This is a genomic window from uncultured Sphingomonas sp. (genome assembly GCF_913777625.1).
GTDB lineage: Bacteria > Pseudomonadota > Alphaproteobacteria > Sphingomonadales > Sphingomonadaceae > Sphingomonas.
Window position 1 is genome coordinate 54,552 of the sequence record NZ_CAJYTI010000003.1, and the last position, 18,686, is coordinate 73,237.

General features: G+C 68.2%; 14 protein-coding genes. 10 read left to right on the forward strand and 4 right to left on the reverse strand.

Going from position 1 to position 18,686, the window contains the following annotated elements; translation table 11 throughout:
• Positions 1-167: 167 nt before the first annotated feature.
• From hmgA to QZ814_RS01710, 4 genes are all read left to right on the forward strand, one after another.
• A complete protein-coding gene (gene hmgA / locus QZ814_RS01695) occupies positions 168-1,445 on the forward strand; it encodes a homogentisate 1,2-dioxygenase (protein ID WP_294329326.1) in 1,278 nt (425 codons plus the stop codon).
• A gap of 212 nt (positions 1,446-1,657) precedes the next feature.
• Positions 1,658-2,026 (forward strand): Rieske 2Fe-2S domain-containing protein, encoded by a 369-nt coding sequence (locus tag QZ814_RS01700; protein ID WP_294329328.1) that lies wholly within the window; start codon positions 1,658-1,660, stop codon positions 2,024-2,026.
• Complete coding sequence (locus tag QZ814_RS01705; protein WP_294329329.1) at positions 2,023-3,180, forward strand: isovaleryl-CoA dehydrogenase; 1,158 nt, start codon at positions 2,023-2,025, stop codon at positions 3,178-3,180. The genes QZ814_RS01700 and QZ814_RS01705 overlap by 4 nt, the downstream gene beginning before the upstream one ends.
• A 133-nt stretch (positions 3,181-3,313) precedes the next feature.
• Positions 3,314-4,915 (forward strand): carboxyl transferase domain-containing protein, encoded by a 1,602-nt coding sequence (locus QZ814_RS01710; RefSeq protein WP_294329331.1) that lies wholly within the window; start codon positions 3,314-3,316, stop codon positions 4,913-4,915.
• Between the two features lie 116 nt (positions 4,916-5,031).
• On the opposite strand, the gene QZ814_RS01715 is transcribed toward QZ814_RS01710, so the two are convergent.
• Complete coding sequence (locus tag QZ814_RS01715; protein ID WP_294329333.1) at positions 5,032-5,349, reverse strand: DUF559 domain-containing protein; 318 nt, start codon at positions 5,347-5,349, stop codon at positions 5,032-5,034.
• Positions 5,350-5,503: 154 nt separating this feature from the next.
• On the opposite strand from QZ814_RS01715, the gene QZ814_RS01720 reads away from it, so the two are divergent.
• From QZ814_RS01720 to QZ814_RS01745, 6 genes are read left to right on the forward strand one after another with little or no spacing between them, the layout of a single operon-like run.
• Complete coding sequence (locus QZ814_RS01720; protein WP_294329334.1) at positions 5,504-6,031, forward strand: nuclear transport factor 2 family protein; 528 nt, start codon at positions 5,504-5,506, stop codon at positions 6,029-6,031.
• Positions 6,028-6,339 carry a DUF3088 family protein gene (locus tag QZ814_RS01725; protein WP_294329335.1) on the forward strand — a complete coding sequence of 104 codons (312 nt, stop codon included), beginning with the start codon at positions 6,028-6,030 and terminating at the stop codon, positions 6,337-6,339. The genes QZ814_RS01720 and QZ814_RS01725 overlap by 4 nt, the downstream gene beginning before the upstream one ends.
• On the forward strand, positions 6,336-8,264 hold the full coding sequence (locus tag QZ814_RS01730; protein WP_294329336.1) for an acetyl/propionyl/methylcrotonyl-CoA carboxylase subunit alpha: 1,929 nt from the start codon (positions 6,336-6,338) through the stop codon (positions 8,262-8,264). Before QZ814_RS01725 ends, QZ814_RS01730 begins: the two co-directional genes overlap by 4 nt.
• A complete protein-coding gene (locus tag QZ814_RS01735) occupies positions 8,261-8,725 on the forward strand; it encodes a GNAT family N-acetyltransferase (protein ID WP_294329337.1) in 465 nt (154 codons plus the stop codon). Before QZ814_RS01730 ends, QZ814_RS01735 begins: the two co-directional genes overlap by 4 nt.
• Positions 8,726-9,175, forward strand: coding sequence for a MaoC family dehydratase (locus QZ814_RS01740; protein ID WP_294329338.1), 450 nt, complete (start codon positions 8,726-8,728; stop codon positions 9,173-9,175).
• An 11-nt stretch (positions 9,176-9,186) separates the two neighbouring features.
• A complete protein-coding gene (locus QZ814_RS01745) occupies positions 9,187-10,410 on the forward strand; it encodes an NAD(P)/FAD-dependent oxidoreductase (RefSeq protein ID WP_294329339.1) in 1,224 nt (407 codons plus the stop codon).
• 238 nt (positions 10,411-10,648) lie between these two features.
• Here the strand turns inward: QZ814_RS01745 and QZ814_RS01750 are convergent, their stop codons facing one another.
• From QZ814_RS01750 to QZ814_RS01760, 3 genes are read right to left on the reverse strand one after another with little or no spacing between them, the layout of a single operon-like run.
• A complete protein-coding gene (locus tag QZ814_RS01750) occupies positions 10,649-12,115 on the reverse strand; it encodes an NAD(P)/FAD-dependent oxidoreductase (protein ID WP_294329340.1) in 1,467 nt (488 codons plus the stop codon).
• Positions 12,116-12,166: 51 nt separating this feature from the next.
• Entirely contained in the window at positions 12,167-16,384 is a 4,218-nt protein-coding gene (locus QZ814_RS01755; RefSeq protein WP_294329341.1) for a translocation/assembly module TamB domain-containing protein, read from the reverse strand.
• Complete coding sequence (locus tag QZ814_RS01760) at positions 16,384-18,531, reverse strand: BamA/TamA family outer membrane protein (RefSeq protein ID WP_294329342.1); 2,148 nt, start codon at positions 18,529-18,531, stop codon at positions 16,384-16,386. Before QZ814_RS01760 ends, QZ814_RS01755 begins: the two co-directional genes overlap by 1 nt.
• Positions 18,532-18,686: the final 155 nt, after the last annotated feature.

The following is an 18,686-nucleotide window of genomic DNA, read 5'->3' on the forward strand; positions in this document are numbered from 1 at the left end:
GCAGTCCCACACCCACCGTCATCCCCGCGAAGGCGGGGATCCATTGGCGCAGGTGGCGCGGTTTCTGCCCCGAGCGTCCTGGCAAATGGATTCCCGCCTTCGCGGGCATGACGAAAATGGGCCGAAATACCCCGAGAGGCGCTAGCCGTCGGAGGAGAAGGAGCAGGATGACCCAGTATTTCCCCGGCTTCGGCAACCATGTCTCGACCGAGGCCGTGCCCGGCGCGCTGCCGATCGGCCGCAACAGCCCGCAGCGGCCGCCCTATGGCCTCTATGCCGAGCAGCTCTCCGGCACCGCCTTCACCGCGCCGCGCGCGGAGAACCGCCGCAGCTGGCTCTATCGCCTGCGCCCCAGCGCCGAGCATCCGCCCTACCGCCCCTATGCCGGCGCGCCGCGCTTCTCGCCGCAAACGCCGGTGAAGCCGCTCGCCCCCAATCGCCTGCGCTGGAACCCGATGCCCGCCCCCGCCGCGCCCGTCGACTGGATCGACAGCATGGAGACGATGCTCGCCACCCGCGACCCCGCCGACCTGGAAGGCGTGGTCGTCCACCGCTACGCCGCCAATCGCGACATGGACAATCGCGCCTTCGTCGACGCCGACGGCGAACTGCTCTTCATCCCCCAGGCCGGCGCGCTCACGCTGCTGACCGAACTCGGCCGCATCGACATCGCGCCCGGCCAGATCGCAGTGATCCCACGCGGCGTACGCTTCCGCGTGCTGCTGCCCGAGGGCGCCGCTGCCGGCTATGTCGCCGAGAATTACGGCGCGCCGTTCCGCCTGCCCGATCTCGGGCCGATCGGCGCCAACGGCCTCGCCAACCCGCGCGACTTCGAGACGCCCGCCGCCTGGTTCGAGGACCGCGACGAGCCGTTCGAGCTTGTGCAGAAGTCGTTGGCAAGTCTGTGGATAACTGCGCCGCCCCACAGCCCGCTCGATGTGGTGGCGTGGCACGGCAACCTCGCCCCCTATCGCTACGATCTCGCCCGGTTCAACACGATCAACACGGTGAGCTTCGACCATCCGGACCCCTCGATCTTCACTGTGCTCACGTCGCCCAGCACCGTCGCGGGTCGCGCGAACGCGGACTTCGTGATCTTCCCGCCGCGCTGGATGGTCGCCGAGGACACGTTCCGCCCGCCCTGGTTCCACCGCAACGTGATGAGCGAGGCGATGGGGCTGATCCACGGCGCGTACGACGCCAAGGCCGAGGGCTTCGCCCCCGGCGGCCTGTCGCTGCACAATCTGATGGCCGGCCACGGCCCCGACGTCGCCAGCTGGCGCGGCGCGTCCAACGCCGCGCTCAACCCGCACAAGATCGAGGGCACCATGGCGTTCATGGTCGAGACCTGCTGGCCCTACCGCCCGACCGACCACGCGCTCGCCCATGCCCAACCCGACTATGACGCGGTGTGGGAAGGCTTCCCCAAGGCCCAGCTGCCGTGAAGCGTGCCGGTGCCGCATGGCAGCTCCATTGGCATCAAAGGAAGGGACACGCCTTCACAAAACATCGTCATTCCCGCGAAGGCGGGAATCCATTGCCCTCGACGCTGGGGGAAAGAGCCGACAATGCAGCGCCAATGGATCCCCGCCTTCGCGGGGATGACGAACGGCGTGTTTCGCAGGTGGCCGCGCTCCGCGTCCTCGGTAGGATCTAAATGGACCGCCTCACCACCACCCCCGCCGGCGTGAAACTCGGCCCGCTCGACCTGATCCCCGACGGCACCGCCCGCAACTTCGTGCTGGAGATGCGCGCCGGCCGCTTCCACGGCTTCGTCGTGCGCCGCGGCACCCGGGTCTTCGGTTATGTTGATCGCTGCGCGCACATGCCGGTGCCGCTCAGCCAGGCGCTCGATGCCTATCTCACCCCCGATACCACCCATATCCAGTGCAGCTGGCACGGCGCGCTCTACACCGTGGAGGAGGGCCGGTGCGTCGGCGGCCCTTGCGTCGGCGCGCGACTGCTTCCATGGCCCGTAACAACAATCGACGGCATGATCGTGACCGTTGGAGAGGAACAAGCATGACCCCGGACTTCGACTTCGCCCTCGGCGATTCCGCCGACATGATCCGCGACACCACCGCGCGCTTCGCCCGCGAGCGCATCGCCCCGCTCGCCGCGCGGATCGACGCCGAGGACTGGTTCCCGCGCGATGAACTCTGGGCAGCGATGGGCGAGCTCGGCCTGCACGGCATCACCGTGCCGGAGGCCGATGGCGGCCTCGGCCTCGGCTATCTCGAACATGTCATCGCTTGCGAGGAAGTCGCCCGCGCCTCGGCCTCGATCGGCCTCAGCTACGGCGCGCATTCGAACCTTTGCGTCAACCAGATCGCCCGCTGGGGCAATGAAGAACAGAAGGCCAAGTACCTCCCGAAGCTGATCTCGGGCGAGCATGTCGGCAGCCTGGCCATGTCCGAGGCCGGCGCGGGCTCCGACGTCGTCTCGATGAAGCTCAAGGCCGAGAAGGTCCAGGGCGGCTATGTGCTCAACGGCACCAAGTTCTGGATCACCAACGCTCCTCATGCCGACACGCTGGTGGTCTACGCCAAGACCGGCGAAGGCTCGCGCGGCATCACGACCTTCCTGATCGAGAAAGACATGCCGGGCTTCGCGATCGGCCAGAAGATCGACAAGATGGGCATGCGCGGCTCGCCCACGGCGGAGCTGGTATTCACCGACTGCGAGGTACCCGAGGAGAACGTGATGGGCCCGCTCAATGGCGGCGTCGGCGTGCTGATGAGCGGGCTCGACTATGAGCGCGCGGTGCTGGCGGGCATCCAACTCGGCATCATGCAGGCCTGTCTCGACGTGGTCCTGCCATATTTGCGCGAGCGCAAGCAGTTCGGCCAGGCGATCGGCAGCTTCCAGCTGATGCAGGCCAAGATCGCCGACATGTATGTCGCGCTCAACTCGGCGCGGGCCTATGTCTATGCCGTGGCCCGCAGCTGCGATGCGGGCAAGACGACGCGCTTCGATGCGGCCGGCGCGATCCTGCTGGCCAGCGAGAACGCCTTCCGCGTCGCCGGCGAGGCGGTGCAGGCGCTGGGCGGCGCCGGCTATACCAAGGACTGGCCGGTCGAGCGATTCCTGCGCGACGCCAAGCTGCTCGACATCGGCGCGGGGACCAACGAGATCCGGCGCATGCTGATCGGCCGCGAACTGCTGGGGGCTGCGGCGTGAGCTGGGCTGCACTTCTTAAGCCCCTCCCCTTCAGGGGAGGGGTTGAGGTGGGGCACTGCTCCCCCAGTGCTGGACTCGCTCCCAGATCATTCTCCACCCCAACCCCTCCCCTAAATGGGAGGAGCTAGTAAATATGACCGCCCCCATCCTCCCCACCGCCGTCAACCCCGACAGCGACCAGTTCCGCACCCAGGCCGCGCATCACCGCGCGCTGGCCGAGAAACTCCGCGCCGATGTCGCGCAGGCCGCGCTCGGCGGCAGCGAGTCCGCCCGTGCCAAGCATGTCGCCCGCGGCAAGCTCCTCCCCCGCGAGCGGGTCGAGCGGCTGCTCGATCCGGGCAGCCCCTTCCTCGAGATCGGCCAGCTCGCGGCCTGCGACCTCTATGACGGCGAAGTCCCCGGCGCGGGCGTGATCGCCGGCATCGGCCGCGTCTCGGGCCGCATGGTGATGATCGTCTGCAACGACGCCACCGTGAAGGGCGGCACCTATTATCCGATGACGGTGAAGAAGCATCTCCGCGCGCAGGAGATCGCCGAGGCCAATCACCTGCCCTGCATCTATCTGGTCGACAGCGGCGGCGCCAACCTGCCGCATCAGGCCGAGGTGTTCCCGGACAAGGACCATTTCGGCCGGATCTTCTTCAACCAGGCGAATATGAGCGCGCAGGGCATCCCGCAGATCGCCTGCGTGATGGGCAGTTGCACCGCGGGCGGCGCCTATGTGCCGGCCATGTCCGACGAGAGCGTGATCGTCCGCAACCAGGGCACGATCTTCCTCGCCGGGCCGCCGCTGGTGAAGGCGGCCACGGGCGAGGAGATCAGCGCCGAGGACCTCGGCGGCGGCGACCTCCATGCCCGCCGCTCGGGCGTGGTCGATCATCTGGCGGAAAATGACGAGCACGCGCTGACCATCGTCCGCGACATCGTCAGCCACCTGCCGGCCGATCGCGTGCCCGATGCCGCGCTGAAGGACCCGCGCCCGCCCAAATATGCGCCGGAGGAGCTCTACGGCATCCTCCCCGCCGACGTCCGCGCGCCCTATGACGTGCACGAGGTGATCGCGCGGCTGGTCGACGCCTCGGAATTCCACGAATTCAAGGCGCTCTATGGCAGCTCGCTGGTGTGCGGCTTCGCGCATATCTGGGGCATGCCGGTGGCGATCCTCGCCAATAACGGCGTGCTGTTCTCGGAGAGCGCGCAAAAGGGCGCGCATTTCATCGAGCTCGCCTGCCAGCGCCGCATTCCCCTGCTCTTCCTCCAGAACATCTCCGGCTTCATGGTCGGCGGCAAATACGAGGCAGAAGGCATTGCGAAACATGGCGCAAAGCTGGTGACGGCGGTGGCGACGGCGACTGTCCCCAAGCTCACCATCCTGATCGGCGGCAGCTTCGGCGCGGGCAATTACGGCATGTGCGGACGGGCCTATAGCCCCCGCTTCCTGTTCAGCTGGCCGAACAGCCGGATCAGCGTGATGGGCGGCGAGCAGGCGGCGAGCGTGCTGGCGACGGTCCACCGCGACGCCGCGGGCTGGTCGCCGGAGGAAGCCGAGGCCTTCAAGGCGCCGATCCGCCAGAAATATGAGGACGAGGGCAATCCCTGGCACGCCACCGCGCGGCTGTGGGACGACGGCATCATCGATCCGGCGCAGACCCGCGACGTGCTCGGCCTCGCGCTGGCGGCGACGCTCAATGCGCCGATCCCGGCGCGGCCGCAGTTCGGCGTGTTCCGGATGTGATCGGAGAAGCGCATCCCAAGATCCTCCCCCAGCCCCGCTGGGGGAGGGGGACCGCCGGCCGCAGGCCGTTGGTGGAGGGGCCGGCGCCGCAGGCGGCGGAAGCCTTGCGCCGCGCCCTAGCCCCCGCGGATATCCCTGCGCCGTTCGGCCACGACCTCGCCGATCCACATGACGAGGCCGTCGAAGTTGTTCAGCACCTCCACCGCCGGTATCCGCAGCGTCGCCACGCCCTCGGCGGCGAGCCACGCATCCCGTCGCGCATCCGCGGCAGGCGCAGTGCCGTGCGCATGCATCTCGCCGTCAATCTCGACGCACAGCCGCACCGCATCGCAGTAGAAGTCAAGTATATACGGCCCGGCCGGATGCTGCTTGCGCCATTTCTCCCCGCCGCGCCCGCGCAATGTTTGCCACAGCAGCACCTCGGGCAGCGTCATTTCCCGGCGCAAGCGCTTCGCTCGGCGATACGATCTACCGTTGCCCTTGAGCATCGCCTCCCCCTTTCGCGCTTCGCGCGCCCCTCCACCATGCTTCGCATGGTCCCCCTCCCCCCAGCAAGCTGGGGGAGGACTTGACTAGAGGTTGAACCACATGTTCCTGACCCTCTTCGCCCTAACCCTGGCCCCGCAGACCGCCGGCCTGCCGCCGCCCGCTGCCAACCCGCCGCGCAGCATGCCCTCGCCGGCCAAGCTCCCGCCCGCCAACCCGCTCGCCCCGCCCGACGGCAGCGACGAGCGCGCGGTGCTGGCGACCGTCGACAAGCTGCTGGGCGGGATCAACACCCGTGATGCCGCGGCGATCGGTGCCGTCCTCCGCCCGAGCGCGAGCGCAACGATCGTCACCGAAGCCGCCGGTGGCCCCAGCACCGTGCGCACCCTGACCAACGCCGAACTGCTCGCCCGCTTCCAGCCCGGCCCGGAGACGTTCGACGAGCGCATCTCCAGCCCCGCGGTCGAGATCGACGGCGACCTCGCGATGGTGTGGGCGCCGTACGTGTTCCGGCTGAACGGCAAGGTGCATCACTGCGGAACCGATCATTTCAGCCTGGTGCGCGAGAACGGCGCCTGGAAGATCGCCAGCCTCGCCTGGACCTCTCGCACCACGGGATGCGCCGAATGAGCCGCGACACGCTGTTCGTCCTCGACACCGATTGGGCCGATCCCGCTTTTGGCGGCACGCGCCGCTTCTACTGCAAGGACTGCATCACGGTCGAGGGCCTGCTCGCCGCCTTCCCGGCGCGCGCCGCGGCCATCGACGTGGTCCGCGTTCCCTGGTCCCGCCCCCGCGCGGCGGTGGTGGCGCGGTTGGGCGAGGAAAACCAGAACCTCCCCGCGCTCGCCTTTGCCGAGGGCGGCTTCGCCAACGACATCGAGAGCGTGCTCGCCGCGCTCCACACCCGCCACGGCTTTCCGGAGCGCCACCCGTGATCCAGTCCCTGCTCATCGCCAATCGCGGCGAAATCGCCTGCCGCATCCTCCGCACCGCCCGCGCGATGGGCATCCGGACCGTAGCGGTCTATTCGGACGCCGACGCCAACGCGCTCCACGTCCGCCAGGCCGATGAAGCAGTGCATATCGGCCCGTCCCCGGCGCGCGAGAGCTATCTGGTGGGCGAGAGGATCATCGCTGCGGCCAAGGCAACCGGCGCCGAGGCCATCCACCCCGGCTATGGCTTCCTGTCCGAGAACGCCGAGTTCGCCGAGGCGGTGCTCGCCGCCGGGCTGGTCTGGGTCGGGCCGAAGCCCGACAGCATCCGTGCAATGGGCCTCAAGGACGCCGCCAAGGCGCGGATGATCGCGGCGGGGGTACCGGTCACGCCCGGTTATCTCGGCGAGGACCAGCGCCCCGAGCGGCTCCAGGCCGAGGCGGACGCGATCGGCTATCCGGTGCTGATCAAGGCGGTGGCGGGCGGCGGCGGCAAGGGGATGCGGCGGGTGGAAAGCGCCGCGGAGTTCGCCGACGCGCTCGCCAGCTGCAAGCGCGAGGCCGCCTCCTCCTTCGGCGACGACCGGGTGCTGCTCGAGAAGTACATCCTCTCGCCCCGGCACATCGAGGTGCAGGTGTTCGGCGACGGCCATGGCAATGTCGTCCACCTTTTCGAACGCGACTGCTCGCTCCAGCGCCGCCACCAGAAGGTGATCGAGGAAGCCCCCGCCCCCGGCATGGATGCCGAGACGCGCGAGGCGATCTGCGCGGCGGCGGTGCGGGCCGCAAAGGCAGTCGACTATGTCGGCGCCGGCACGATCGAGTTCATCGCCGACGCCGGCGAGGGCCTGCGTGCCGACCGGATCTGGTTCATGGAGATGAACACGCGGCTCCAGGTCGAGCATCCGGTGACCGAGGAGATCACCGGCGTCGACCTCGTGGAGTGGCAGCTCCGCGTCGCCAGTGGCGAGCCGCTGCCCAAGCGGCAGGAGGAGTTGTCGATCAACGGCTGGGCGATGGAAGCGCGGCTGTACGCCGAGGATCCAGCCAAGGGGTTCCTGCCGAGCGTGGGCCGGCTCGAGATCTTCCGCCCGTCGCCAGAGGTGCGCTATGAAACCGGCGTGTACGAAGGCGCAGAGATCACCGGCTTCTACGATCCGATGATCGCCAAGATCGTGGTGCATGCGGAAAGCCGTGTCGAAGCTTGCGAGGCGCTCGCCCAGGCTTGCGCCGCGACCGACATCTTTCCCGTCAAGACCAACGCCCCGTTTCTCTGGCGGGCGCTGGATGACGCGGACTTCCGAGCAGCGCACATCAATACCGGCTTCATCGCCGAGAAAGGCGACGTGCTGCTGCCCCCGGCCGAGCCGACCGACGACATGATCAAGCAGGCCGCCGCCGCACTGATTGTCCAGGAATATCGGGGCGAACCCACCATGCTGCACGGCTGCGACGACGATTTGCTGGGAGCACCGCAACCCAATCCGTGGCGCGGCGCCCTGGGGCTTCGCGTGAATGCCGCTCAGAACCGCCGTGTCGCCGTGGCCGTCGACGGGAAGGTCCATGTTACCGAACTGCCCGCCAGTTGGCGGACGGCCACGGTCATTGCCGAGCCGGTGACCGACGGGGTGGCGGTAAACGATGACGGCCTGTCGTTCCTCGCATCCCCGGCACGCGTCGGTCCGACGAGCGGCACCGCGGCCGGTGACGGCGCCCTGCTCGCTCCGATGCCCGGGCGAATCACCGCGGTGGACGTCGCCCCCGGCGCGCAGGTCACCAAGGGCCAGCGGCTCGTCACGCTGGAAGCAATGAAGATGGAGCATGCGCTCACCGCCCCGTTCGACGGCACCGTCGCCGAGCTGCCGGTCACTGCCGGCGGCCAGGTGACCGAGGGCAGCCTGCTCGTCCGCGTGGAGAAGGCGGCATGATCTTCCGCGACGCAACCCTCGCCGATCTGCCCGCCATCGTCGCACTGCTGGACGATGACGACCTCAGCCGGGGCCGCGAGGATGCTTCGCTGCCGCTCGATCCGCGCTACGAAATGGCCTTTGTGGATCTGGATTCCGATCCCAATCAGCGCCTGATTGTCGCAGAACGGGACGGTGTGGTGGTCGGCACGATGCAGCTGAGCTTCCTGCCCGGCATCGCTTTTCACGGTGCACGGCGGGGCCAGATCGAGGCGGTACGGATCGCCTCCAGCCTGCGCGGCCAAGGACTTGGCGGCGACATGATAGAATGGGCGGTGGAACAATGCCGCGGCCGGGGCTGCCGCCTGGTCCAGCTGATGTCGATGCGGGACCGGCTCGATGCGCACCGCTTCTACGAAAAGCTCGGCTGGACCAAGAGCCATTTCGGCTTCAAGCTGAAACTGGATCAGGACCTGGGATAGATGGCGCGTTTCTTCGACGAATGGCAGCTCGGCGATCGTATCGAGCATGCCCTGCGACGCACGGTGACGGAGACCGACAATCTCCTGTTCACCACGCTCACCCACAATACCCAGCCGCTGCATTTGGACGCCGAGGCGGCCCGCGCCTCAGAATTCGGCCAGATCCTCGTCAACGGCACCTACACGTTCAGCCTGATGATCGGCATCAGCGTGGCGGACACCACCGCGGGCTCGCTGGTCGCCAATCTCGGTTATGACAAGCTGACCATGCCGGCGCCAGTGTTCCTGGGCGATACGCTGCGCGCCAGCTCGGAAGTCGTGGAACTGCGTGTCAGCAAATCGCGCCCCGGCCAGGGCATCGTCACCTGGCGGCACCAGATGCACAATCAACGCGACCAACTCGTATGCGAGTGTCTGCGTTCGGCGCTGCTACGCAGCCGACCGGCCTGATCGGGCGTTCGATGCCCATGCAGAACCTCGACGTGATCGTAATCGGCGGCGGCGCAGCGGGCATCGGCGCCGCGCGAACGCTGGCCGATGCGGGCAAGGCGGTGCTGCTGGTCGAGGCCGATACACGGCTGGGCGGGCGGGCGCGGACCGAGCATGTCGACGGCATGGCGCTCGATCTGGGGGCCGGATGGCTCCATTCGGCCGAGCAAAATCCCTGGGTGAAAATCGCCGCCCTGCACGGCTTCGCGCTCGACCAAACGCTGCCGCGCTGGCGCGAGCAATGGCGCGGCCTCGGCTTCGCCAAGAGCGAGCAGCGCGCCGCCGCGGCAGCATTCGAAGCGTTCGAAACGCGGCTGCGCGACGATCCGCCCCCAGGCGACCGGGCCGGGGCGGCGCTGGTGGCGGGCAGCCCCTGGAGCGTATGGATCGATACGGTCAGCGGCTTCGTCAACGGGACCGATACCGCCAAGCTCTCGATTGCCGACTACCTCGCCTATGAGGACGCCGCGACCGAAACCGATTGGCGTGTGCCCGCGGGCTATGGCGCGCTGGTCGCAGCCCAGGCGTACGGACTGCGGACCGCCCTGGCAACGCCGGTAACGGCGATCGATCGGTCCGGCACATCGCTGAAGATCGAAACGCCGCGCGGCACGCTCACCGCCGCGCAGGTGATCGTCACCGTCTCCACCGATGTGCTGGCGCGCGGTGCAATCGCGATCGGCGGCCATGACGCGGTGCTGCACGCCGCCGCCGCGCTGCCGCTGGGAATGGCCGACAAGCTGTTCCTGGCGATCGACCATGGCGAGGACGAACTCGACGCCAACGCGCATCTGCTCGGCGATCCGCGCAACGTGATCACCGGCACCTACACGCTGCGGCCGTTCGGCCGTCCGGTGATCGAGGCGATGTTCGGCGGCGACGGCGCGCGCGAAATGGCCGAGCGGGGCCTGCAGGGTGCCGCCGATTTCGCGATCGAGGAACTGTGCGCGCTGCTCGGCGGCCAGTGGCGCCGGCGGCTGCGGCTGCTCGCGGGCTCTGCCTGGAGCCGCGAGACCCATATCCGCGGCGGCTACAGCCACGCCCTCCCCGGCCGCGCTGCCGCCCGCCAGGTGCTGGCAACCCCGATCGATCCGCGCATCCGCTTCGCAGGCGAAGCGTGCTCGACCAGTGAATTCTCGACGGTGCACGGCGCGTACAAGACCGGCGTGGCTTCGGCGCGGGCGCTGCTCGGGTAGGTCGAACCTCGCAGGGTAGCGCGCAGCTTGGTGCAATGGACGGGGGATTATGGGTGGTTAGCCGCCGTTCGAGAACGCCGTGTCTCGGATGCCGAAGGCATTCACCTCACGGCCGTCATCGCCGGCGGTAGTCGCATAATCGAGTAGGCCAACGGCATCGCAAGCAAGCGGTCTTCCATCAGCCCAAGTAATTCGCAACCGATCCAAATTGGGAAGCTCGCGCCCCTCCAACGCCGATCTACGCCGCCGCCCGCTTCGCCGGTTCCGGGTTCGAGAACACCATCTCGTCGTCGATGCTGCCGAACTTCAGTGCCATCAGATCGCGCGTGTAGCTCTGGTGCACCCGCCAGGGCTTGCGATGCCCCTGGCGCGGCAGCAGCGCCAGCGCGCGCTGGACATAGCCCGAGGTGAAGTCGAGGAAGGGCTGTGCCTCCACCGGCGTGCTCGGCTGCGGTGTCACCTGGCGCATGCCGCGCTTGGCCATCGCGTTGAGCAGTCGCGCGACATAGCGGGCAGTCAGGTCGGCCTTCAGCGTCCAGCTGGCGTTGGTATAGCCGAACGCCATGGCGAAGTTGGGCACGCCCGAAAACATCATGCCCTTGTAGGCCAGCCGATCGGCCCAATCGACAGCCCGACCGTCCACCGTCACCGGCACGCCGCCCATCAGCTGCACCTCCAGCCCCGTTGCCGCGACCACCAGATCGGCGGGCAGTTCGCGCCCCGATTGCAGCCGCAGGCCCTGGGCGGTGAAGCGATCGATCCGATCGGTCACCACCTCGGCACGGCCCTCGCGGATCGCGGCGAACAGATCGGCGTCGGGCACCAGGCACAGTCGCTGGTCCCACGGATTGTAGCTGGGGGTGAAGTGGGTGCCGACGTCATAGTCGGGCCCCAGTTCGCAGCGGACCATCTCGACCAGCCGCTCCTTCGCCTTGGCAGGGTGCTTGCGGGCGAGCGCGTAGAAATATTGGGTGAGCAGCACGTTCTTCCAGCGGGTGAGGCTGTAGGCGCTCTTCGCCGGCAGATGCCGCCGCAGCCAGTTGGCGATCCCGTCCTGCGACGGGCGCGCGACGATATAGGTGGGCGAGCGCTGCAGCATGGTGACGTGCGCGGCCTGCTTGGCGAGTTCGGGCACCAGCGTCACCGCGGTGGCGCCGCTGCCGATCACGACGACGCGCTTGCCCGCATAGTCGATGTCCGGCGTCCAGAATTGCGGGTGTACGATGCGGCCCTGAAACGCCTCACGCCCGGCGAAATCGGGCAGATAGCCACGGGCGTAGTTGTAATAGCCGGCGCACAGGAACAGGAAGCTGCAGCTGAACTGGCGGGTGCGGCCGTCGGTCTCCACCGTCACCGTCCACAACGCCTCGTCGCTCGACCAGGCGGCGGCCGTCACCTTGTGGCGATAACGAATGTGCCGATCGATGCCGAAGTCGCGCGCGGTATCTTCCAGATAGCGCAGGATCGCATCGCCGTCGGCGATCGCCTTTGCCTCGGTCCAGGGACGGAATGAGAAGCCCAGCGTGTGCATGTCCGAATCCGAACGGATGCCGGGGTAGCGGAACAGGTCCCAGGTGCCCCCCATCCGCTCGCGCCCTTCGAGGATAGCATAGGTGCGGCCGGGACAATCGGTCTGCAGGTGATAGCCTGCCCCGATCCCCGACAAGCCTGCGCCGACCACGAGAACGTCGAAATGTTCGCGCATGTTCTGCCTCTCCTGGAGGCATGGTTGCACGACTATTGCCGGCGCGCCACCTCAATAATCCCGCGAGTATCGGAGCGTTGCACCCGAGCCGCCGAACGAACTGGTCTGCGACAATACACTGAGCGCACGCGACAGCGAGACTTCCAGCTGCGTCGCGGTAAAGCCGCGGGCATCGGTGATGATCTCGATATAGATATTGCGCGTGATGTACTTGCCCGCCGCCAGAGAGGTGCCGCGCCCCGTCGTGTCGTCGGCGCCCAGCACCCGCAGCCGATCGATGCCGGTTGCGGACTTGAGCTGACCGAGCGGGTTGAGCCCGCCACCGGTCGCCCGCAGCGAATTGAGCGCGGCGGCCAGCTGGATTGCCTCGGTGGCGGAGAGATTGGTCACGTTGGTGCCGAAGAACAGCCGCGAGAGCACCTCGTCCTGCGGCAGCGCGGGATTGGAGGTGAAGGCGATCTGCGGCTTCTGCGCGGTGCCGGTGATGTTGAGGATCGCGGTCACGCCCTCCGCCGTGGTGCTCGCCGAAATGTCGATCGTCGGGTTGGTCAGCTCCGCCCCCTGGAAGCTGATCACGCCCTTGGTCAGGTCGAACCGGCGGCTGGCGAAGCTGTAGGTGCCGCGCACCACTTCCATCGTGCCGCGGACCTGCGGGTTGAGCGTGGTACCGCCGATCGTGATGTTGGCCTGCCATTCGGATTCGAGGCCCATGCCGCTGACCATCAGGCGATTTTGTGCGCGAACGCGAATGGCGAGGTCGAAATTGCCGAAGGCACGCGCCGGCTTCTTTGCCTGCGCCTGCTGGTTCGGGTCGAGATCGCCCTTGCGGCGCACGCCGGTCAGCTCCGGGATCTCCGCGGCACCCTGGCGGATGATCTGGTAGTTCGCTTCCGGAATGTTGATCTGGCCTTCGATCTTCTGGACGTCGGCGCTCTTGGTGATCGTCAGCGTGCCGGTCGCCGTCGCCCCCAGCGCCTCGCTGCGAGCGAGCCGGGCGTCGTCGAACTTCACGGTGATCGCCATCGGGAAATTGTCCGCCGACGACAGGCCCACCCGGCCGCTCGCGCTGACGCTGCCATTGCCGGCACGCGCGCTCAGCTGGTTGAGGACGAAGGCGTCGTTGGAGAACTGGCCGTCGATCTTCAGGTTGGTCAGCCGGGTGCCGGTGCCTTCATTGTCATAGGTGAGGTTGTCCGCCCGCACCACGCCGTTGAGCTGCGGGCGATCGACCCGGCCGCTAAAGTCCGCCGCCATGCCGATCGGGCCGGTCAGCTGCTGGTTGGGCAGCCCGGCAAAGGCGAAGGGCAAGGCTGCCGGGCCGTTGTAGCGGATGCCACCGGAAAGCGGGGCCGCCATCAGCCGTTCGGTCCAGCTGCCGGCGCCGGGGCCGAGCGGACGCAGCGTGGTGACCACACGGCCGATCGTGGTGCTCCCCTGGCGGATCAGCGCGCGAAGATCACCGCCGTCGGGCAGCAGCTTGCCGACCATGCTGATGTGCACCGGCGCCGAAACGCGCACCAGGCTGGAGCGGGTGAGGTCGTCGATCTCCAGCCGCGCATCGGCGCTGGGGAACGCGTCCGGCGAGGTCTGGGCAAAATCCAGGCTGCCGGTCGCGGTGCCGCCGATGCCGAGATCGGGCACGAAGGCGTTGATGATCGCCAGGTCGAGCTTGTCGAGCCGTGCCTGCAGCACGGTGCCGTCGCCGTAGCGCCCGGCGAGGCGGACGCTGCCCTGGTCGAAGTCGATCTGCGTCGGCAGCAGGCGATAGACGCCCTTCTCGACGGCGACCCGGGCCGGCGTGGAGGTGTGGAACTTCACCCCGCTTGCCTGGCCCTGCAGCGCCGCCGTCCAGAGGTCCGGCGTCATCCGGCCATTGAGCGCCACGTCGAAGGCGACGCCCGAAGACCCGCTCGCCACCGCCTGCACCGTGCCGTTGCCGCCGCGATAGTCGATCTTGGCGCGCGCCGTGCGCAGCAGGAACTCGCCGCGCTTGAGGTTGGCGATCTGGACGTCGGCGACGACCTGCGGCTGATCCGCAAGGACGATGCTGGCATTGGCGACCGCCCGGCCGATGGTCAGCTCGGATACGCCGGGAATGGCGGCATTGTCCGCCGTCGCGCGAACATCGGCACGCTGGAACTTGCCCTCTGCCGCCAGCGTGGCGACGCCGTCGATGCCGGAGCCCCGGAAGGTCAGCTGGCCGGCGAACGGCCCCGCCGGCGTCGCCTGGAGCTGGCCGGCAATGTCCATGCCCGCGAACTTGGCGGCATTGACCTGGATGGCCAGCGCCTTGCCGGTGCGCACGAGGACATCGGCGCTGAACGGACCATAGTTGCTCTCGCCGGTGGCGGTGACGGCATAGGCATCGCCGCGACCGACCACCTTGGCCTCGACCTTGGCGAGGCCGACGCCCAGCCCCGGCTTTTCGGCGCGGAGTAGCAGCTGCGGTGCGTTGAGCGTGCCGGTCACGCGGGCGCTGAGCGGGCCATATTGATCGGAGACCGCATCGGCGGTCAGGCGGATCGGCCCGGCGGGGTCATAGGTCCCCTGCCCGCGCAGCACGCGGAACTGCGGCGCACGCATCCGCACGTCGGCAATGCCGATAACGCCCTTGGGATCGAGGTTGAGGCGCGCCGAGACGACGGTGTTGCCGCCGAGGAAGTTGCGCACCCCTTCGTTGAACAGCTTGCGGCTGCGCCCTGCCACCTTGCCGCGGATACCCCAGCCGCCGCCGGGGGCGGTGTACAGCTCGGCATCGGTGTTGAGATCGACCACGCCGACGCCGGCGATGGTATAGTCGTTGATCCGCCCCTTGAGCGCGCCGGTGTAGCGGCCCTTGGCCATGTCGGCGGCAACGATCGCGGTGGCGTCGATCTTGTCCGATTTCAGCCGGAGATTGTCCGACAGGATCCGGCTGCCGGAGATGGCAAGATCGCCGTTCACCGTCACGTTGGTGACCAGCCCGCCGGCCGCCGCGTTGAGGCCAGAGACGCGCGCCGCCCTGGCGCGCACCGGCACCAGGATGCGATCGGAGTCCACCCGTGCGCGGCCCTCGGCGTAGAGCTGCTCCACCACCGTCTCGCCAAAGCCGATCGCGCCGGCGGACAGCTTGTAATCGACCATCGGCGTCGCGAACGCGCCCTCCAGCGCCAGCGAGGCACGCACCGATCGGCCGACCAGCTTCGGGGCGATCGTGCCGGGCTTGAGCAGCAGCGCATCGACATGCACGCCGTGGAACTGGTTGTTGCCGAGGTCGACCAGGCCCTGCGCCTGCGCGGAGAGCGCATCGGACTGGAGCTTGATCACGCCGTCGGCTTTGCGGTCCGCCCAGCGGAAATCGGTGTCGAGGCGCAGGCCGGGCGCGGTCAGCCGCGCCACCGGGCCTGCCATGTAGAGCCCAGGATGGGTCATGCCGCGGATCTGGAAGCGGCCATTGTCGGCCGTCACCCCGAGATCGGCGAGGTTGCGGCCGCCCAGCGTGGCGAGGCCCTTGCCCTGCCAATGCTTCCAGTCCCCTGCTCCCTGCACGCTGGCGACGAGCGGCGCTTGCAGCTTGGCGAGACCGGCAACGAGCCCGCCCTTGGGCGCATCGAGACGGAGGTCGATGTCCAACCGATTGGCAGCCGGCACCGCGTCCAGCTTGAGCGACAGCCGGTCGCCGCCGGCAACGTCCCGCGCGGCGATCGTCCCGGCATCGGCCAGGATCTGCGCCCGCCCGTCGGACAGATGCGCAGCGCCGCTCAGCCGCGCGATGTGGCGCTGGCCGTCGACGGCAGGCGCGATGTCGATCCGCGCGACGTTCAATCGGGCAATGTCAATATTGAGATCGGGTAGCAGAGGGGCGTTGGGATCGCTCGAGGGCTTGAGCTCGGGAAGCCGCGCCAGGCGAATTTCCGGGCTCTCCAGGTTGCGGATGTCGATCCGGTTCTTGAGGTAGGACAGCGGGCGCCAGTCGATCTTGATCTCCTGCGCGGTGGCGAACACGCCCTTGGTGTCGCTCACCCGCACGTCGCGCAGGACCATCGCGCCGTAGATCGAGCCCTCGATGCGCCCGATGCGGAACCCAAGCCCGGATTCCAGCTGCAGCTTGCCGAGCTGATCGGCGATCAACCGCCGCCCCGGCTGGGTGTCGAGGCCGAGCACGGCAAGTCCCGCCAGCGCGGCGAGCGACACCAGCCCCAGCGCCACCCACTGCACGATCTTCACCCACAGCGGCCTGCCGGTGCGCACTACCGTCACGGTCTCGGTTTCAGGCACGTCGTCCACCATCAGAATGCCTGTCCGATCGAGATGTAGAGCGCGATCTTGGATTCGTTCTTCTTGCGCGCGATCGGGGTCGCCACGTCGATGCGGAGCGGCCCAAAATTGGTGTAGAGCCGGCCGCCGATGCCGGCGCCGAAGCGCAAGTTGCGGCCGGTGGGCGTCACGCCCTCATAGACCTGTCCCGCATCGAGGAAGGGGACGATGCCGTAATTACCGAAGCGGTAGCGCGCCTCGATACCGAACTCGTTGAACGCGCGGCCGCCCACCGGCTTGTCGTCCGGCGAGCGCGGCCCAAGCTCCTGATAGCCGAAGCCGCGGACCGAGCCGCCCCCGCCGCCATAATAGCGCCGAGAGGGTGGCAGGTCGTCGCGCGAAACGCCGTTGATCGAGCCCACACGCGCGCGTCCGGCAATCACGATGCTGCTGGTGATCGGGTAATAGCCATCCACCTCCAGCATCATCCGGGCATACGGCCGCACCTGCCCGCGGACCGACGTCTCCGCGCTCAGATTGCCCTTGATGCGATAGCCGCGCGTCGGATTGAGCAGGTCGTCCGAGGTATCATAGCCGAGGAACGCCGGGATGGCGGCGATCAGCCAAGTGCCGCGATCGCGCTTGCCGGCCTCATAATTATACCGGTCCTCGTTCGATCCGACGAGCTCGGCGCCGTAATAGTAGGTCCAGCGCTTCTGCCAGATCGGCGTCGAATCGCGCGAGATGCGGACCGACAGCGTCGACGTGAACGCTTCGAAGGCATCATAGTCGCTGTGGTTAAGCCCCGCCGTGATGAGCAGCGTCCGGTCACGCTGCCCGGCGTTGGAGCGGCGGAACGTGGTGGTCAACGCCTGCTCCTGCGTACCTAGAATGCTGCTGACCGTCAGCGCACCTTCGGGCGGGAACAGGTTGCGGTGCGCCCAGCTCGCCTGGAGCTTGATGCCCTGCCCCGTGCTGTAGCCGAGTTCGCCTGCTAGCGTCCGCGGTTTGCCCGCAACCTGGCGGACGAGGAGGTCGACCTGCTCGGTACCGTCGGGCCCCGGCTTGCCGGTACGCTGCGGTTCGACCGAGACGGTGGAAAACAGTCCCGTCGCAATCAGCGCCTGGCGCAGATCATCGACCTTGCGGCTGTCGTAGATCGCGCCGTCGCGGTAGCGGCGGAAGATGCTGATATGCTCGGGCGTGAACACCTGGCGGGTCCCCGCCGTCTGGATCTGCCCGAAGCTGGCGCGCGGACCCAGTGTGACCGGCAGGGTATAATCGCCGGTGTGCGTGGCATCGTCGAGCACGATGTCGCGCTGGCCGAGCTCGATGAACGGGTAACCCTGCTGCGGCATCCGGAGGGAGACGTTCGCCTCGGCCGCCAGCACGCGATCGGCCTGGATGGGGTCGCCCGGGTTGAGGTTCAGCTCGCGATCGAGCAGGCCCGGCGGAGCGGTGGGATCGCTCTCGATCCGGATCGCGCCCAGGCGATAGAGCTTGCCCGGCGACGCGGTGATGCTTGCCTTCACCGTGCCGGAGTTCGGCGGATCCTGCGTGATCGACGATGCCGCGGTCGCATCATAATAGCCGAGCGACTTCATCAGCCGCAGCGCCAGCTTCTCGTCCTCGCGCGCGCGGGCAGAGACCATCGCGGCGTTCGCGGCTTTGCCCTTGCCGTGCTGGAGCGCCGACAGTTGCCGGAACTGCCCATCGAGGCGCAGCCCGTCCAGGCCGGTCACTTCGGTGGTATAGCGGATGGCCGGCGCCTTCTCGCTGTCGTCCGGCGTCTCGCCGACCGGCTGGACCTTGAAGTCGGCGAGCGGCGGCAGCGGCGCCGTGAGCTCCGCTGCCTCGGGACCCGCAGGCGCGAAGCCCTGCTCCCCGGTCGACGGTGCGGTGGGCGTTGACGGAATCGGCGCGGGAGCCGCGGGATTGTTCGGCTGCGCCGCCTGACCGGCTGCGGCGCCCTTCTTGTCGAACGCGTTCAACGGCTCCAGCGGCGCGTTGATATCGTCGCTGAGCTTGGGGAGCGCTTCCTCGAACGCCTTGTCCGGGACGATCGGCGCAGCCTGCTTCGCGTCCCCGGAGGTCCCAGGCTCGGCGGCGGGCGGCGCCGGTTGCGGCGCGCCCTGACCCGGCTTCGGATCGTTCAGCTGGGCATGGGCAATTGCGGGCAAAAAGCTCGCCCCTGCAATCGCGGCGACCCAAACAACCCGAACCCCTTTAACCACGCGCCTCCTCCGGGAGCCGCGTTCTATTCCGGCCCGCCCCCCTCCGTAACGGCCTGTTGCCGATTTTGCTCCCCCGATGCGTCGCTCCAAGCAATGCGCGC

Bases quoted from the DNA above. Each gene is read 5' to 3' on its own strand.
- hmgA (WP_294329326.1), top strand. From the start codon at position 168: ATGACCCAGTATTTCCCCGGCTTCGGCAACCATGTCTCGACCGAGGCC.
- QZ814_RS01700 (WP_294329328.1), top strand. From the start codon at position 1,658: ATGGACCGCCTCACCACCACCCCCGCCGGCGTGAAACTCGGCCCGCTC.
- QZ814_RS01705 (WP_294329329.1), top strand. From the start codon at position 2,023: ATGACCCCGGACTTCGACTTCGCCCTCGGCGATTCCGCCGACATGATC.
- QZ814_RS01710 (WP_294329331.1), top strand. From the start codon at position 3,314: ATGACCGCCCCCATCCTCCCCACCGCCGTCAACCCCGACAGCGACCAG.
- QZ814_RS01715 (WP_294329333.1), bottom strand. From the start codon at position 5,349: ATGACGCTGCCCGAGGTGCTGCTGTGGCAAACATTGCGCGGGCGCGGC.
- QZ814_RS01720 (WP_294329334.1), top strand. From the start codon at position 5,504: ATGTTCCTGACCCTCTTCGCCCTAACCCTGGCCCCGCAGACCGCCGGC.
- QZ814_RS01725 (WP_294329335.1), top strand. From the start codon at position 6,028: ATGAGCCGCGACACGCTGTTCGTCCTCGACACCGATTGGGCCGATCCC.
- QZ814_RS01735 (WP_294329337.1), top strand. From the start codon at position 8,261: ATGATCTTCCGCGACGCAACCCTCGCCGATCTGCCCGCCATCGTCGCA.
- QZ814_RS01740 (WP_294329338.1), top strand. From the start codon at position 8,726: ATGGCGCGTTTCTTCGACGAATGGCAGCTCGGCGATCGTATCGAGCAT.
- QZ814_RS01745 (WP_294329339.1), top strand. From the start codon at position 9,187: ATGCCCATGCAGAACCTCGACGTGATCGTAATCGGCGGCGGCGCAGCG.
- QZ814_RS01750 (WP_294329340.1), bottom strand. From the start codon at position 12,115: ATGCGCGAACATTTCGACGTTCTCGTGGTCGGCGCAGGCTTGTCGGGG.
- QZ814_RS01755 (WP_294329341.1), bottom strand. From the start codon at position 16,384: ATGGTGGACGACGTGCCTGAAACCGAGACCGTGACGGTAGTGCGCACC.